The 16,472-nt window shown below is 44.1% G+C and carries 13 protein-coding genes and 1 tRNA gene; 5 read left to right on the plus strand and 9 right to left on the minus strand.

What is annotated here, in order from left to right; translation table 11 throughout:
* Nucleotides 1-41: 41 nt before the first annotated feature.
* A complete protein-coding gene (locus DW800_RS09290; protein ID WP_005826862.1) occupies nucleotides 42-512 on the minus strand; it encodes an NfeD family protein in 471 nt (156 codons plus the stop codon).
* 8 nt (nucleotides 513-520) lie between these two features.
* A complete protein-coding gene (locus DW800_RS09295) occupies nucleotides 521-1,951 on the minus strand; it encodes a tetratricopeptide repeat protein (RefSeq protein ID WP_005826860.1) in 1,431 nt (476 codons plus the stop codon).
* Between the two features lie 165 nt (nucleotides 1,952-2,116).
* Between DW800_RS09295 and DW800_RS09300 the strand changes: the two genes are divergently transcribed.
* Both DW800_RS09300 and DW800_RS09305 read left to right on the plus strand, forming a co-directional pair.
* Nucleotides 2,117-2,866, plus strand: coding sequence for an ATP-binding protein (locus tag DW800_RS09300; protein ID WP_005826857.1), 750 nt, complete (start codon nucleotides 2,117-2,119; stop codon nucleotides 2,864-2,866).
* A gap of 28 nt (nucleotides 2,867-2,894) precedes the next feature.
* Nucleotides 2,895-3,263, plus strand: a complete 369-nt coding sequence (locus DW800_RS09305) for a DMT family protein (protein ID WP_005826856.1) — start codon at nucleotides 2,895-2,897, stop codon at nucleotides 3,261-3,263.
* Between the two features lie 21 nt (nucleotides 3,264-3,284).
* Here the strand turns inward: DW800_RS09305 and DW800_RS09310 are convergent, their stop codons facing one another.
* The 7 genes from DW800_RS09310 to DW800_RS09340 all read right to left on the minus strand — a co-directional run bounded on the left by DW800_RS09310 (nucleotide 3,285) and on the right by DW800_RS09340 (nucleotide 7,911).
* Nucleotides 3,285-4,301 (minus strand): FAD:protein FMN transferase, encoded by a 1,017-nt coding sequence (locus tag DW800_RS09310; RefSeq protein WP_005826854.1) that lies wholly within the window; start codon nucleotides 4,299-4,301, stop codon nucleotides 3,285-3,287.
* Between the two features lie 26 nt (nucleotides 4,302-4,327).
* Nucleotides 4,328-4,906, minus strand: a complete 579-nt coding sequence (locus DW800_RS09315; RefSeq protein ID WP_005826852.1) for a manganese efflux pump MntP family protein — start codon at nucleotides 4,904-4,906, stop codon at nucleotides 4,328-4,330.
* Nucleotides 4,907-4,913: 7 nt separating this feature from the next.
* Entirely contained in the window at nucleotides 4,914-5,681 is a 768-nt protein-coding gene (locus DW800_RS09320; protein WP_008663768.1) for a DUF6048 family protein, read from the minus strand.
* The gene (locus DW800_RS09325) at nucleotides 5,650-6,135 is read right to left on the minus strand and encodes a DUF6452 family protein (RefSeq protein ID WP_008663766.1); all 486 of its coding nucleotides are present in this window, start codon (nucleotides 6,133-6,135) and stop codon (nucleotides 5,650-5,652) included. Before DW800_RS09325 ends, DW800_RS09320 begins: the two co-directional genes overlap by 32 nt.
* Nucleotides 6,136-6,137: 2 nt before the next feature.
* Entirely contained in the window at nucleotides 6,138-7,091 is a 954-nt protein-coding gene (locus DW800_RS09330) for a glycosyltransferase family 2 protein (protein WP_005826846.1), read from the minus strand.
* Between the two features lie 55 nt (nucleotides 7,092-7,146).
* Nucleotides 7,147-7,692 carry a DUF4199 domain-containing protein gene (locus DW800_RS09335; RefSeq protein ID WP_005835919.1) on the minus strand — a complete coding sequence of 182 codons (546 nt, stop codon included), beginning with the start codon at nucleotides 7,690-7,692 and terminating at the stop codon, nucleotides 7,147-7,149.
* Nucleotides 7,693-7,837: 145 nt separating this feature from the next.
* Nucleotides 7,838-7,911 (minus strand) — tRNA-Thr (locus tag DW800_RS09340).
* Between the two features lie 538 nt (nucleotides 7,912-8,449).
* Here DW800_RS09340 and DW800_RS09350 point away from each other — a divergent pair.
* From DW800_RS09350 to DW800_RS09360, 3 genes are all read left to right on the plus strand, one after another.
* A complete protein-coding gene (locus DW800_RS09350) occupies nucleotides 8,450-11,341 on the plus strand; it encodes a triple tyrosine motif-containing protein (RefSeq protein ID WP_009036780.1) in 2,892 nt (963 codons plus the stop codon).
* A 291-nt stretch (nucleotides 11,342-11,632) separates the two neighbouring features.
* Nucleotides 11,633-14,836: a SusC/RagA family TonB-linked outer membrane protein gene (locus tag DW800_RS09355; protein ID WP_005826839.1), complete on the plus strand. Its 3,204-nt coding sequence runs from the start codon at nucleotides 11,633-11,635 to the stop codon at nucleotides 14,834-14,836.
* A gap of 18 nt (nucleotides 14,837-14,854) precedes the next feature.
* Complete coding sequence (locus DW800_RS09360) at nucleotides 14,855-16,444, plus strand: RagB/SusD family nutrient uptake outer membrane protein (protein WP_005826837.1); 1,590 nt, start codon at nucleotides 14,855-14,857, stop codon at nucleotides 16,442-16,444.
* The last annotated feature ends 28 nt before the right edge of the window (nucleotides 16,445-16,472 follow it).

Below are 16,472 nucleotides of genomic sequence, written 5' to 3' on the forward strand. Positions count from 1 at the left end.
ATTAATTGTTAGTTATAAATAATAGGTTGATTTCAGAAATTTCACTGCTTGAGCCGTTCCACTAAGAGGACTCCGTCGGCAATACGGTCTACGATAATCGGAGTCTTTTCGTTCAGGAAGCCGTCTGATGACTTTACTTCCACGATGTCTCCGTTGATTTCGGCATAGCCGATAAGAGCCAGGCGGGTAGTGGTTACGCCTATATCGCCTACCTTGACTTTTTCCTCGGCACTACGGTCTACTTTGGAGGTGATGTTTTTTTTCAATGCAATTTTGTCGAGTGTCTTGGAGCGCATGAACCATACCAACGAGCCGATACAAGCCAGGGCAGATATGATAAGCGTAATGACACCTGCCGTGGTGCCCATATAGGCAAAGGCATAGTAGTTGGCAAAGATGATGCAACCTCCTGCCAGAAAACCGGCAACGCTGATGCCCGGAATTACGAATAATTCCACTAAGAACAAGATTACTGCTCCTATAATCAATGAGGCGATAATGAGTATATCCATAGTTGTCTTTATTTGGTGGCTTGTTTTTCCAGGTTGCGCACTTGAATGGCAGTTTGCTCCATCTCAGTGGACAATTGCCGTACACGTTGCTCCAGGTCGAGGATGGCGGCGGACATCTTGTCCTTTTCCTGCTTGTTGGCTCGGGAGTATTCCGAACGCATATCTTCCAGTTTCTCCTGCAGTTGTTTGTAGCTCTGCTCCAGCTGATTGTATTTGCCATACGAGGCTTTGGCCTGCGGGGAGCGGAAATCGTCCAGCTGGTAGTAGGTGGAGTGGTCGTCAATGATGAATTGGAAATCATGCTTCTTGGTGGTCTGCGGCTTTGCGTTGGCAGCAGTCCGAAGTCTTTCTTGGGCGGCCTCTACCGCATCGGTGTCCGTCCATGTGTCCTTGATAGAGTGAAGTTGCGCCAATGATATCATCTTGTCCGGGTCCATCCCTTCGTAGTTGTACACTTGCTTGGATGAGTTGGGAATGAATACATAGATGCACACTTTGCCTTCCGGCTGGTAGCGGTCGGAGGCAAACCATCCCAAGTCGTTGAATTCGTCGATGACGTACATATAGTCGTTGTAGGGCGAATTGAACGGCATGCCCACATTTTCCGGCATCAGATAGGAGTCGGTATTCGTATTGTAACGGGTGACGAAAATATCATATCCTCCCATCGAGCCAGGGCCATCCGAAGCATAGTAGATAGTGATACCGTCCGTAAGTACATAGGGATAGTCTGCATTCATGGCCTCGTTGATGCTTCCGGGCAACAAGCTGCCATCACTCCATTTGTCCAGCAACTTGTTGCGCGAAAGGATACTGAGGGTGCTGTCCGGTTGCATTTCGCTATAATATAGCTTATTGCCCAGCTCCGTTTCGTATACCGTTCCGCCTTCCTTACCGGAATCATTGAAGTAGGTGTCGTACATGAACAGCTTGCCCGATTCGGGGCTGATTTTGTATGCATCCAGGAATTTTTCCTTGTCTACCACAAAGCTGTCGATGAAGCAGACCTCTTCCACGCCTTTCAGCATGCGCAAGTTGGATTTGCTTTTTTCCAATAATTGTTCGGCCTCTTCGGTGGAGCGTTTTCTCTTTCTCAGGTCGGAAATGTAGGTCTCATAAGTCTCGATGGCTTCTTCGAACCGATATAAATCATTGTATGCCCGGGCCAAATAGAGTTGCCCGCTGGGGACGCGTCTCTTGACGGCGCTTTCCAGGTGTTTCAAGGCTTCTGCGGGTTCGCCGGTTTCCAGGCAACATACACCGTACCATAGGTTGTAATTTCCATTGCCAGGTTGTGTCTTGACGAGTTTCTTGAAAGTGGGCTTGGCTTCTTCGTATTCTCCCTTCTCGTACAAGGCTTTGGCTTCTGCCAGGCTTTGTGCGGAAATTGTTATGCTCAAAAGGCCGAATAGAAAGAAAAGGATATATTTTTTATTCATATTGATACATGCTGATTGTTCAGAAGGTCAAAAATACAAATTTATCGTGAATAAAGCTGGTTTCCGTAATTCTATTTTGTTAATTCTTCTTTAAATCGTTCTTTTGCCTTACTTTTGCAACCGGAAGAGCTATAATTCATAACTTATAACTCATAACTCGTATCAATGGCACGATTTACTGAAGAAGAAAAGATGTTGCGCCGCATAGACAAGCGGTTTAGCAAAGGTGTGGTGGAATATGGGCTGATAGAGGACGGCGATAAGATTCTTATCGGGCTTTCGGGAGGCAAGGACTCTTTGGCGCTGGTGGAATTGTTGGCACGGCGTGCCCGTGTCTATAAACCCCGTTTTTCCGTTGTCGCCGTACATGTAGTGATGAAGAATATACCTTATCAAAGCGATGTGGACTATCTGAGGGAGTACGTAGAGTCGTGGGGAGTGCCTTTTGTTCTCTTTGAAACGGAGTTTGATGCCACGACAGATACCCGCAAGTCTCCTTGTTTTCTTTGCTCTTGGAATAGGCGGAAGGCATTATTTACCGTAGCCAAGGAGCAGGGATGCAATAAAATCGCGTTAGGCCATCACATGGATGATATTCTGGAGACCTTGCTGATGAATATCACCTATCAGGGAGCGTTCAGCTCTATGCCCCCCCGGCTGGTAATGAAGAAGTTTGATATGACGATTATCCGTCCGATGTGTCTGGTACATGAGGCGGATTTGATGGAGTTGGCGCAAGTGAGGGGGTATCGTAAGCAGGTGAAGAATTGTCCGTATGAGTCACAATCCAGCCGTAGTGCAATGAAAGGCATTCTGAAACAATTGGAGGAAATGAATCCTGAGGCACGCTATAGTCTATGGGGGAGTATGACGAATGTGCAAGAGGAATTGCTGCCTGCAATCATTAATCATTAATCATTAATCACTAATCATTAATCACTATATGAAAGCATTTTATACCATTTTGCTATTGATTGTATCTAATATTTTCATGACGTTTGCCTGGTATGGGCATCTGAAGCTACAAGAGACAAAAGTCATCTCCAACTGGCCGTTGTATGCCGTGGTGCTGTTTTCCTGGGTAATAGCTTTGGCAGAGTATTCTTGCCAGGTTCCGGCCAATCGGATAGGCTTTTTAGGCAATGGAGGCCCGTTCTCATTGATGCAACTCAAAGTGATTCAGGAAGTAATCACTTTGATTATCTTTACGGTGTTCACAACGGTTCTTTTCAAGGGGGAAACGCTGCATTGGAATCATTTTGCCGCTTTTGTATGTCTGGTACTGGCGGTATATTTTGTATTTTATAAATGATGGGTTAATCGCATTTGCACATTATTTCATATACTTCTCCATTCCTTTTGTTAAGAACGTTTGAAGCTTTCCTTCTTCATCCGTATAAATGAAACAGGCGTCGATATCCGGATGTGCATCCGCCACGCGTTCTGCTTCTTCCAGCCCCATCACCATGAATGCCGTGGCATAGGCGTCTGCACTCATGCAATCTTTGGCAATGACGGTGGCTGACAAGATGCTGTGCTGTACCGGATAGCCGGTACGCGGGTCGATGGTATGCGCATATTTCTTTCCGTCTTTATAGTAGTAGTTGCGATAATTGCCCGATGTAGCCATGCCTAAATCCGTGACTAGCAGCACTGCTTGCAGTTCCTGGTTCACTGCCAGTGAGTCGTCTATCGGCTTGTTCAAACCGATGCGCCAAGGTCCATTTTGAGGGTTTTGCCCGTGAACAACCACTTCTCCGCCTATATCGACCATAAAGTTGCGGATACCCTTCTTCTTCAGAAGTTGGGCTATGACATCTACTGCATATCCTTTTGCCACAGCGCTGCACGAGAGCATTATACGCGAGTCTGTTTTCACCACTTTCCCTTCATCGGACAATTTTACTTTTTCGTATCCTGTCATCTCCAGCAGGCTGTCTATCATGGCAGAGTCGGGGAAGTTACCCTTCTTGAACCCAAATCCCCAGGCATTGGCAAGAGGGGCAACGGTGATATCGAAGGCACCATCGGTCTCCCGGGAGATTTCCATGCTACGTCGGAAGACGTTGGTAAAGAATGTGTCGGGCACAATGTCCTCGTTGCGGTTGATGCGCGTAATGGTCGCCGTGTCATTGAAAGGGGACAAGGAACCGTCGAAACGTTTGAGTTCCGCTTCTATCTCCGCCTTCAGATTTTGGTCACATTGATAAGTCACTTTATATACCGTACCGAATATCAGTCCGTTATCCGTCTGATAAGGAGTGACTTGGTTGTGGCGGGCAAGTATCCAGATGGTTCCCAGTACCAGTAGGGCAATCCATAAAAAATTCCGTTGTACTTTCTTTTCCATATCCTATCTGAGTTTTTACTTTTTAATTAAAAGAAGAGATGCTCTACCAATATCTTGGTACCGATGATGACGAGGATAATCCCTCCCCAAAGTTCGGCGCGCAGTCTGCGGGCTATGCCACATCCGAAACGGATGCCGAACATCAGGCCGACCATCGACAAGGCGAATGATACAAAACCGATAATGCCGATGGGGGAAAGAATAGCCGAGAATTGCTTGATACCGAGGAATGCAAACGAAACACCTACCGCCAATGCATCGATGCTGGTTGCCACGGCCAGAGCGAGCACCACCTTCAGGCTGGTAGGGTCATACTCGTGCTTGCAATCTTCGTCCTTGAAGGATTCCATTATCATGCGTCCGCCCAGGAAGGCAAGGATACCGAATGCAATCCAATGGTCAATACTTTCTATCAGGTGGCTGAAAAAACTGGCGCCTATCCATCCCAGCAGAGGCATCAAAGCCTGGAAAAAGCCGAAGCTGATGGCCATCACCAGCATAGGGCGCAGCCGGGCGCGTTTCAATATAATTCCGCTGGCTATAGAAACGGCGAAACAATCCATCGCAAGTCCTACGGCCAGTAGCCAAATCTCTAACCCTGTCATAAGTCGCTTAAAGAGGTAGTTTATAAGTTATCGTATAGGTTACTCCCATCGTGTTGGAGCCATATTTCCCGAAACCGGGCACATACCACGGGTCACCGTATTCATCGGCCGAGGCAGACAATTTGAACTTGAAGCGTAGTGACCAGCCCATGTACAATGCCTTCCAGACGTGCGCCCGGATACCGACACAAAATTCCGCCCATTGCATGGAGCCTTTCATTCCTTTATGGTTATAGGGCAGGCTGCCTCCCCATATCTCGTCGTCCAGATTCGGATTGCCTACGATGCCACCGTATATCGGGTCGTCCAGTCCCAAGGCGTCTACATCGTACTTGAAGCTGCTTACACCGTAACGCAAGCCTACGAGTAGCATGTGTCCGTGCTGCTTCTTGTATAGCGTGTTATAGTCCATTCCTATGCGGAAGTAGGGGGCGTTGCTTTTGTAGTGTATGCCTTTGTCACTCCAGGTGTCCGTGGAGCCATATCCCAGTTCGGCAATAGGGAAGAAGCGGTTCTTGAGGTTTACATCCACGGCCACTTCGGAACTCAGGAAATCTCCTCCAAATACGGAACTTCCGATTCCCCACAAGTCCAAGCCGACGGACATGCCGTTGTATAACGGATAGTGCACTTCTTCTTTCGCGTCCTTCTTCTCCTTCTTGGGAGGTGCTCCCTGGGGGGGGACGGTAGGATTCCCGTTCTGCGCCCGTAGGGGGAGGAACATCAGCAGGCAGAGTGCCAGACTAATAGAATAACTTAAGATTTTCCTTTCCATAGATGCCTGCTTCATTGTCTTTGATGTATATCGAGTCCAGAGAGATGCGGGTGCACGTTACGCTTGTGATGGCCTGCTTCATCTGATAGCCGCAATCCATCGATAGGAAATAGGGGGTGTTGGTGTGGCGTATCACCATCGTGTCACTCTTGGTCCGGCTATACTTGAATATCAGCTTGGTGGAATCCTCCGTATAGCGCAGTGGCAGGGAGATGTCGTGTACCTTCTTCTGGTTGTTGATGATGATGGAGTCGGTGCCGTATGCTGTGACGGTGAGCGAGTCGAGCGTGTCGTTCTCCACGTATTGGGTTTCGGGGTCTACTCTATAAAGAATGCAATTCACCATGGGGCGTGCCGTCATGGAGCAATCTGCCTCCTCCGAGCAGGAGATAGCTATGCTTATTATCGGGCAAAGGATAGCTCCGAGTATGACAAGTCTGACTAATTTTTTCATCGTTAAATGGTTTTCTCTATTTGATATTTGTTTCGTTCCGGGGCATTACGTGAAATCAGCTCTCCGAGGAATCCTGCCACGAACAGTTGTGTGCCGATAATCATGGAGGTCAACGAGAGGTAGAAGTAGGGAGAGTCCGTCACAAGGCGGTAGGGCATGCCATGGTGCATGTAGTACAACTTGCTGACACCCACTATGACCACGGCTATGAAGCCGAAGATGAACATCAGCGAACCCAGCAATCCGAAAAAGTGCATGGGCTTGATGCCGAACCGGGAAAGGAACCAAAGGGAAAGCAAGTCCAGATACCCGTTTACAAAACGGTTCAGCCCGAACTTGGTCTTTCCGTATTTGCGTGCCTGATGGTGCACCACTTTCTCGCCGATTTTCTTGAAGCCGGCGTTCTTGGCCAGGTAAGGGATGTAGCGGTGCATTTCGCCGTATACTTCTATATTCTTGACCACCTCTTTGCGATACGCCTTCAGTCCGCAATTAAAGTCGTGCAGGTTTTTGATGCCCGATACTTTGCGGGCGGTGGCATTGAACAATTTGGTGGGGAGGGTCTTAGACAACGGGTCGTAACGTTTCTGCTTCCAGCCCGATACGAGGTCATAGCCGTCTTGGGTAATCATGCGGTAGAGTTCGGGTATTTCGTCGGGGCTGTCCTGCAGGTCGGCGTCCATGGTTATCACGACGTCGCCTTGTGCTTGTTCGAAACCACAGAACAATGCCGGCGACTTCCCGTAGTTGCGGCGGAACTTAATGCCCCGTACCTTGTCCGGAGCTTGTGCCTGCAATTGTTCGATTACCTGCCAGGAACGGTCGGTACTTCCGTCGTTCACGAAAATCACTTCGTATGAAAAACCGTTGGCATTCATCACCCGCTCAATCCATGCGAACAGTTCGGGGAGTGATTCTTCTTCATTATATAGTGGTACGACAACTGAAATATCCATTGATGTATGATTTTTCTATTTTACAATTGAAATAACATTTCTTTTTGCTGTTCCGTCACTCTGCCGGAGCGTCGTCTTTCTTGCGTCTCATCACGAACAAGGCGGTGGGGAAAGCCAGTATCGAACCCCAAAATACATTGGACGATATCATCTGTAGCGTAATGTCGATAGGGCTGAGTAGTCGGGCTGTCTCCAGAGCTTCCTGATAGGTGGCGATGTACGAATCCATTCCCGGCATGTTGCTTTGGGCAAGCGTGTCTACCATCGTTTCGCACGTGTTTATCACATATCCGTGGTCTATGAACCTGAAGTAGATGTAGTGTGCCACGGCGGCAAGCAGCGCGGCAAACATATACATGAAAACGGTGAATACCCATGCATGCAGGAAGCTGATGCCGCCTCCGCATACCTGATTACGATACATCCGTGCATAATAATATCCCATAAAAGGTACGCATAGCGTGAGTCCCATGAAAAGGAAAAGTAAAAAAGGAACCGACAGCCCCACAGGAAAGAGTATGAACTTCAATATCCAGAAACCTCCCATATAGGTACCGAACAGCATTGCGTATCGTTGCATGTAACCTCTATTTTCTGCCATCTTTCTTAGAAATAATATGCAAAGGTACAAATATAGTTGGATTCAAGGGCAAGCCGATGTGTAGATTTTAAATAAATTAGAGGATTCTTTGCGGGGCAAAAAGAAAAAAGCAGGTAACACTTTCGTATCATCTGCTTTTCTTTCGAGCCTCTTGTCGGATTCGAACCAACGACCCCGAGATTACAAATCACGTGCTCTGGCCAACTGAGCTAAAGAGGCGGGTGGGTAAGCTTGCTATATCGCGCCGCTACAACCAACTACCTTTGCTGCGATCAAGCCCTGGAGGATTCGAAGGGAGCTGGCCGTATAGGACTTACCCGTTTTTGTTTTGCGGTTGCAAAGGTAGACATTTTTTTGAAATCTGCAATAGCTTGTGACGATTTTTTTATTTGTTTTTTTAGATTCTCTGTTCTATTCCTCTTCATGGCCTTCTTATATAGACACTTTGGAGGGGAGGTACGGATTCTTTCCGGCATTACGATGGACAAATATTCCTTTTACTAGAAAGTATTCGTCCGACATATGTAACCTTATCGTCCGACGGCTGTTGAATTATCGTCCGACAGCTGTCGGACGATAATTCAACAGCCGTCGGACGAATACTTCTTAGTATACCGGAATCTAAAGTATAGTTATGCAAAAGATTGCCATTTGAGAAGAAAATAATAATCGGGGACAAAAAAACAGATAGGCTATTGTGTGCTACCTTGAAAATAAGCATTATTTTTGTGCAACTAACTATATAGTCATTATACGCATGAACAAACACATATTGTCATTCTACCTTTTTTTCTGCCTTTTTCTTTTTCCCCCTTTGGTCGAAGCAATTGCCGGCTGGAATAGCTTTATCGTCAATTTTGATAAAAGTGTTTATGGTAAGGGGACCCAGACTTGGCAGATAGCACCCTATGATGACAAGTGGGTATATTTCGCCAACAAGAACGGTATGGTGCAATTTGATGGCAATGTCTGGAATGTGTTTCCATTGAACAATGCTTCCGATGTGCGTTCCGTTCTGGCTTCTGCCACCCAAAAAAGAATTTATGTGGGGGGCATCAATGAATTCGGCTATTATGAACCGGATACGGACGGTTCTTTGGCCTATCATTGCATGTCCGATACTTTGGAGAGTTCCGTTCGTTTTCTTGGAAATGTGTGGGGCATCCATGAGACAGACAATATCTTGTATTTCCAAGGGGACGGGTGCGTGGTGAAGTACCTGAACGGCAAATATACCGCCATTGAAATGAATGCCAAGATAGACTGTTCCAATATGGTCAATGGTATTCTTTACATCGGTACGGACAGAGGCGTATGGCTTTTGGTTGGAAACACTTTTTTCCCTCTTCAGGGTGCCGATGCGTTGGCTTCCAAGCGTATTCGTGGCATTATACCTTATAAGAAAGGTGTTCTGGTGGTGACTGCATACAACGGACTTTACTATTGTGACGGGCGTACGATGGAACCGTTTGTCACCGGTGCCGAAGAGTTTATGCGTGAGAATGAAGTCTTTTGCGTAGCCAAAAAGGATGATAAGATTGCCTTGGGAACCATTCATAAAGGATTGGTACTGGTGGATTGCAGCACCATGCAACTGAAATATTTCAATGAGAACAACGGCTTGCGTAACAATACGGTGCTTTCTGTCTCCTTCGATACGACCGGAAACCTCTGGGCCGGTCTGGATAGCGGCATTGACTACGTCTGTCTGAGTTCTCCTTTTACGAATCTCTATTCCTATCCTTATTCCTACGGCACGGGATATACGGCGGCGGTAGAAGGCGGTTATCTTTATTTAGGTACCAATCGGGGTTTGTATTACACCTCGTATCCGGTACAGATGAACGGCGATTTGCCGGATATCCGTCCGATGCCCCAATCCAGCGGACAGGTCTGGAACCTTTGCCGTATAGGTGATGAACTCTTCTGTCTGCACGACCGTGGTATTTTCCTTATCAATGGTACTTCCGTAAAACGTGTGACGGATATTGCCGGCGCCTGGTGTTGCCAACTTGTGGCAGGACGTACGGACCTTATGTATGTCGGGGTATATAACGGTATTTATTTGGTTGGGAAAAAGAATGGAGAATGGCAGGTGGTTGGCAAGATTGAGGGTGTGAACGATTCTTGCCGTCTTTTTGAGCAGGAAAGTGATAAGGTGATTTGGGTGTATAATACAGACCACGTTACCCGTGTGGATTTGGATAATGATTTGACAAAAGCTGTCCGTATAAAGGAATATAGCGCGAAGGATGGTTTCCCGGTAGGACGTGATATGTATATAGCGAAGATAGAAGACCGGGTGTATTTTGCCACTCCCCGGGGAATCTATAAGCATAATCCTCATAAAGATGTCATGGAGCCTTGTCCGGATATGAACAACCTTTTGAATGGCACCACGGCCTATTCGCATATTTTGGAGTATCACGATAAGTTGATAAGTTTGAGCCCTCACGAAATCTGTATTGCCAATCTGGGTACCTATAAGCGGGGGGCGAATACAAGCATTAATCCCATCCAGCAATCGCTGATTGAACTGGTACCCGGTTTTGAAACGATTATTCCTCTTTCAGATTCGCTGATGGTGGTTCCTAATGAAGGAGGTTTCGCTTTGTTCAGTATCCCGGCCGTAAGGGAGCGTCAGGATCGTAGCCATTCCTTATATATAAGGAACATGTATCTGTCCTATCCCAAGGATTCATTGGTATATACCGCAAACTTTTTAGGAGAGAAGCCGGTTCCGGTGATAGCTTATTCCATGAATTCCGTTCGTTTTGACTATGCCCTTTCTCTCTTTGCGGTAGGAGATGATGTCCGTTTTCAATATCGTCTGAATAAGGGGAGCTGGTCCGATTTTACAACGGTACGCACCAAGGAGTATAGTAATCTGTCGGAAGGTGAATATACGTTTGAAGTTAAGGCGGTCTTTCCTGACGGTACGACATCATCGGATACAATTGCTTTCCGTATACTTCCGCCGTGGTATCGTAGTGCTGCTGCATACGTTTGTTATATCATCTTGGCTTTGCTTGCCTTATGGTATGTCTATCGTTGGGATGATGTCCGTGTGAAACGGAAGAAACAGCAGGCGGTAATCGAGAAAGATAAAGAGTTGCACGATATGGAAAGGGAGTACGAAGAGGAGAAAGCCCGTCAGGAAAAGCAGATTATGCAGCTGGAGAAAGAAAAATTGGAATACGATTTGCAACATAAGAGTCAGGAAATGGCCAATCTGATGATAAACTTTGTCCGTAAGAATGAAATGCTGACTGAAATCAAGTCAGAGATACTTAAAGTATCCGCCTTGCTGAAGGGTGAGGGGGCTCGGGAAGGAAAACAGCAACTCATACTTATTAATAATAAAATAGACGGTAATATACAGAGTGATGAGGTTTTGAAGCGTATTGAAGACCAGTTCGATTTGATACATAACAATTTTATGAAACGTCTTCATGCCAAGCATCCTGAACTTTCCCACAACGAACGCATGATGTGCGCTTATCTAAAGATGAATCTTTCCACGAAAGAAATAGCACCTCTGCTGAACATTTCGGTTCGTGGAGTTGAAACAATCCGTTATCGTCTTCGTAAGAAGTTCGCTTTAGAGAGAGAGGATAGTTTGACGGATTATTTAAGCAATAAACTGTAGCCTTTAGATATTAACTTCCTTTAAAAGAAGGAAGAGTATGAAAGGGAGGAATGTTAAATTTCTCCCTTTTGTGTTATATAACATGTTGTGACGTAATACTTAAAAGTATATATTAATTATTGATTATTAGTAAGTTATTTGCTGATGACGTATTGATAACGTATTTGAATTTCAGATTTGACGTATTTAAGAATGATTGTTTTTTATTTGTTTTATTGCATTTTACTCTATGTTTGCACTGTTCGATTGAGAACAAAACCGAGAAACGTTAATCTTAATTTAGTAAAACTTATGAAAAAGTTATTATCAGTTTTATTTCTGTTAAGCTTTACCTTGGCTTCTGTATATGCCCAAAATATACAGGTAAAAGGTACAGTGGTAAGCGGTTCGGATAATGAACCGTTGCCTGGAGTAAATGTGGTAGTTAAAGGAACTACCAATGGTGGAATTACTGATTTGGACGGTAATTTTACATTGTCGGTTCCTGCCGACGCAACACTTTCTATTACCTATATTGGTTTTAAGTCGCAAGAAGTAGCGGTAAATGGAAAAAATTCCTTGAAAATAGTTCTTCAGGAAGATTCAGAAACGCTGGACGAAGTAGTAGTGGTGGGGTATGGTGTTCAGAAAAAAAGTGTGGTAACAGCATCTATTGCCAAAGTTAGTAGTGAGGATTTGGAAAACAAATCTCCGGTGCGTATGGATAATGCATTGAAAGGTTTGGCTGCAGGTGTGGATGTAACTTCAGCTTCTGGTCAGCCGGGTGATTCTCCTCGTGTACGTGTACGTGGTATTGGTACTATCAACAATAGTGATCCGCTCTACATTGTAGACGGTATGCCTATTGGGGGTGGTCTTGATTTTGTAAATCCTAATGATATCGAGTCTATCGAAGTGTTGAAAGATGCTGCTTCTGGTGCTATCTATGGTGCGCGTGCTGCTAATGGCGTTATTCTAGTAACTACCAAAAAAGGTAAGATGGGTAAGGCACAAATTAATTACAATTTTTCTTATGGCTGGCAGAGTGCATGGAAGAGACGTGATGTGACTAGTGCGACAGACTATGCTATCCTTCAGAATGAAGCCAATGTGAATGGTGGTCAGGCTCCAATTTATGCAGATCCTTATAATTTGATTGATGCTAATGGAAATTCTATCAAAGGATTTGGCACTGATTGGCAAGATCTTGTTTTCTATGACAATGCTCCGGTAGTGAATCATGATGTGACAGTTAGTGGTGCATCGGAAAAAGTAAATTATTATTTGTCTTTGGGGTATTATTCACAAGATGGTATTGTTGGTGGTAATCACGGACATTCTAATTATGACCGTTTGACTATTCGTTCCAATACTCAATATAATCTAATTGATGCATCTAAAGAACGCGGTTTCCTTAATAAATTGGATTTAGGTGTAAATTTGGCTTATATGCGTACGCATTCAACAGGTGTTGGTACTAACTCTGAATTCGGTTCAATTTTGGGATCGGCTCTTTATCTGTCTCCTATTTTGACCCCTACATTGACTGGTGATGCAGCTGAAAAGATGATTGAAACTTATAAAGATTTTGATTTGCCTCGTGATGCAAATGGTGATCCTTATACAGTACCTGGCTATGGAGGAGCTTATCAGGAAATGAATAATCCGCTGGCTATGATGACATTGACTCCTACAAAGAATTGGTCGCATAAGTTTGTTCCAAAGTTTTCTATTGATCTTCAATTGTGGGATAATTTGAAGTATCACTTCAATTATAGTGCTGATATGGGATTTTGGGGTAATGAAGGGGCTACTAAGAGCAAGTATTATCTCTCAGCTAATAATAAGGCAACACATACTAATGCATCTTCATTCAAGGCACAGAATGTGACATGGCAGATTGAAAACACATTAACTTATGACAAAACTATCGGCAAACATACATTTGGTGTTGTATTAGGACAGTCTGCTCTTAAATATAAGGGAGATCAACTTGGTGGTAACCGTTGGAATCTGGTGAATCCTAATAAACCTTCTATTGATTATGCTACAGGGAATGTTGAATATACAAAGGATGCAGATGGTAATATTACTGGTGCTACAGTTCAGTATGGCGTTTATGGAGGTCCTTATACAGAACATAGAATGTCGTCTATGTTTGCTCGTTTGAGTTATAACTATAATGAACGCTATATGATTCAGGCTACAATCCGTCGTGATGGTTCAAGTCGTTTTGGTATTAATAATAAATATGGTACGTTCCCTTCAGTATCTGTGGGATGGAATGTGACAAATGAAGAGTTTATGGCTGATACGCGAGAATGGTTGTCTAACTTAAAGGTTCGTGCCAGTTGGGGTAAGAATGGTAATGATAACATAGCCGAATTTGGTTATACTTCATTGACGGCCATGGGTAACAATGTCCTTTTGGGTAAAGATGCCATCAAATGGAACGGTTCTAAAGCACAACGTTTGGCAAATCCTGATTTGAAATGGGAAGAGAGTGAGCAAACTGACTTAGGTATTGATTTGGGATTCTTTAATAATGCTTTAACATTCAGTGCTGACTATTACATAAAGAAAACCAATGGCATGATTATTACGATGCCTATCCCGAGTTATGTAGGTGAAACTAAACCTCTTGGTAACGTAGGTGATATGGAAAATAGTGGTTTTGAGTTTGAACTTGGCTATAAATGGAATATTGCTGATGCTAAATTTGCAGTAAAGGGAAATGCTACTTATCTTAAAAATGAATTGAAGAATTTGGGAAATGATACTGGCTATATGGATTTAGATGGTATTCAAGGATTCTCTGGTGGTGGTACACGCGGTTCTAACGGACAACCTTTCCCCTATTTCTATGGTTACAAGACTGACGGTGTTTTCCAGAATATGGATGAAGTTCGTGCTTATGTCAATAAAGATGGTAAAATGATTATGCCGGATGCGGTTCCTGGTGATACACGTTTTGTGGATGTAAATGGTGATGGTAGCATCTCGGCAGATGACCGTACTAACATTGGTAATGGTACTCCGGATTGGACTTATGGTTTGAATCTTAATGCTGATTGGAAAGGCTTTGATTTTAATATTTTCTTCCAAGGTGTAGCTGGTGCTGATGTGTTTGATGGCACTTATCGTACAGATGTTGCTTCTGGTAACTATCCTTCTTGGATGTTGGGACGTTGGACTGGTGAAGGTACTTCTAATAAGTATCCTCGTCTGGCTGTCGGTAATGCAACGAACTGGATGGTATCTGATCTTTATGTTTGTGATGGTTCATATCTTCGTCTTAAGAATATTACTTTGGGATATACATTGCCTAAGACTCTTACTCGCAAACTTACTATTGAACGTCTGCGTGTGTATGTGCAAGCTGAAAATCTTGTGACTTGGACCAAATATTGGGGATTTGATCCTGAAATTTCTTCAGGTGCAACTTCTCTTGGTGTTGACCGTGGTATTTATCCGCAGGCTCGCACATATACAGTAGGTGTAAATGTTTCTTTCTAATCTAAAAATAAGAACTATATGAAAACAAATAAAATATTAGCAATAGGCTTACTTGCTGCCGCTACAGTGTTGACTACCGGTTGCAGTGACAGTTTTCTTGAGGTGGAAAATCCGACAGGTGAACCATTGGAAGATTATTATACTACGGATGAGCATATTCAGGAAGCTCTGATTGCCGCCTATGACCCTCTCCATTGGCCAGATTGGGGATTGGGACAGTACAATGCCTTGAATATTGACGGTGAAATTATGGGCGATAATTTTTGGGTAGGTGGTGCAACCAAGACCGATATGCAGAATTGGCATATGTTGTTTAATTATGAGGCTAATGAAAATAATACACTTGGCTCTCTTTGGACAGTGGACTATTCTGGTATCAAACGTTGTAATGACTTACTGAAATATCTTGATTGGGGTACTGATGTTACTGAGGCCAATCGTAAACTCTATGAGATGCAAGCCCGTTTACTACGTGTTTTCTATTATAATATGTTGTGGCATTATTTTGGTAATGTACCTTTCTATTTGGAGAATCTTTCCGAACCTCCTTATACGGCTCCGCAATATACTGCCGATCAGGTTTATGCTGAGTTGATCGCAGAACTTGAAGCTGTAATTGACTCTAAGGTGTTACCTTTGAAATATTATAAAACAATCAAAGAAGGTAAAGAAGTTGACGACGAAGGTCAGTTGGGACGTGTCACTCAAGCTATGGCTTATATGGTATATGCTGAAATGGTAATGTATCAGAATGATGAAAGTCGTTTCTCAAAAGCTTTAGGTTATATGAAGGAGCTTATTGATAGTCCTAGCTTTAGATTGAATCCTAGTTTTGCCAACATCTGGGAAACGGAAGGTGAATGGTGTGACGAATCTATCTGGGAAATTAATTATGAGCAAACTAATAACGAACGTGGCTGGGGAAGTCCGTTAGCTGTTGGTGGTACAGTGCTTCCTACTCTGATTTCTCCTAACTCTTTCCCAGGTGATGATGGTTGGTCAAAGGGTAATGATGGCTGGGGATTTATGCCCATGCGTCTTGAAACTTATCAAATGTTTAGTGAACAAGACAAACGTCGTGATGCAACTTGCTGGGTGATTGCCGAAGATGTAGAATATACGAAACGTTATCAAGATACTCATATTTGGTTACAAAAATATCGTCCGTATGATAAGAACTTCAAGCAGTCTTCCGGTGACCAGAATTTGAACTATAATAACAATTATCGTTATTATCGTTATGCTGAGACATTACTAAATGCTGCAGAACTTTCTCTTCGTACAGGTGGAAGTGGTACAGGTGAGGCTAAGACATGGTTGAACGAAGTTCGCACCCGTGCCGGTTTGGCTGGACTTGCAAACGTTACGGTTGACGATGTACTTACAGAACGTCGTTTGGAATTTGTAGGTGAAGGCAAGCGTTATTTTGATTTGGTACGTGCTGAAGGAATCAGTGGAGCATCAGCCAGCAATAAGGCTACTACTGCACTGGTCCCCGATGAATATGGTTACCGTACTAATTCTTGGACTGCCAAGAAGAAATACATTCCTATTGCACAAGGAGAGTTGGATTCCGATCCGGCTTTGGTTCAGAATGCTTATAAATAGTTTACCATAACTCCATTAATAAATAATT

The organism is Bacteroides sp. AM32-11AC, assembly GCF_003603515.1.
GTDB lineage: Bacteria > Bacteroidota > Bacteroidia > Bacteroidales > Bacteroidaceae > Bacteroides > Bacteroides uniformis.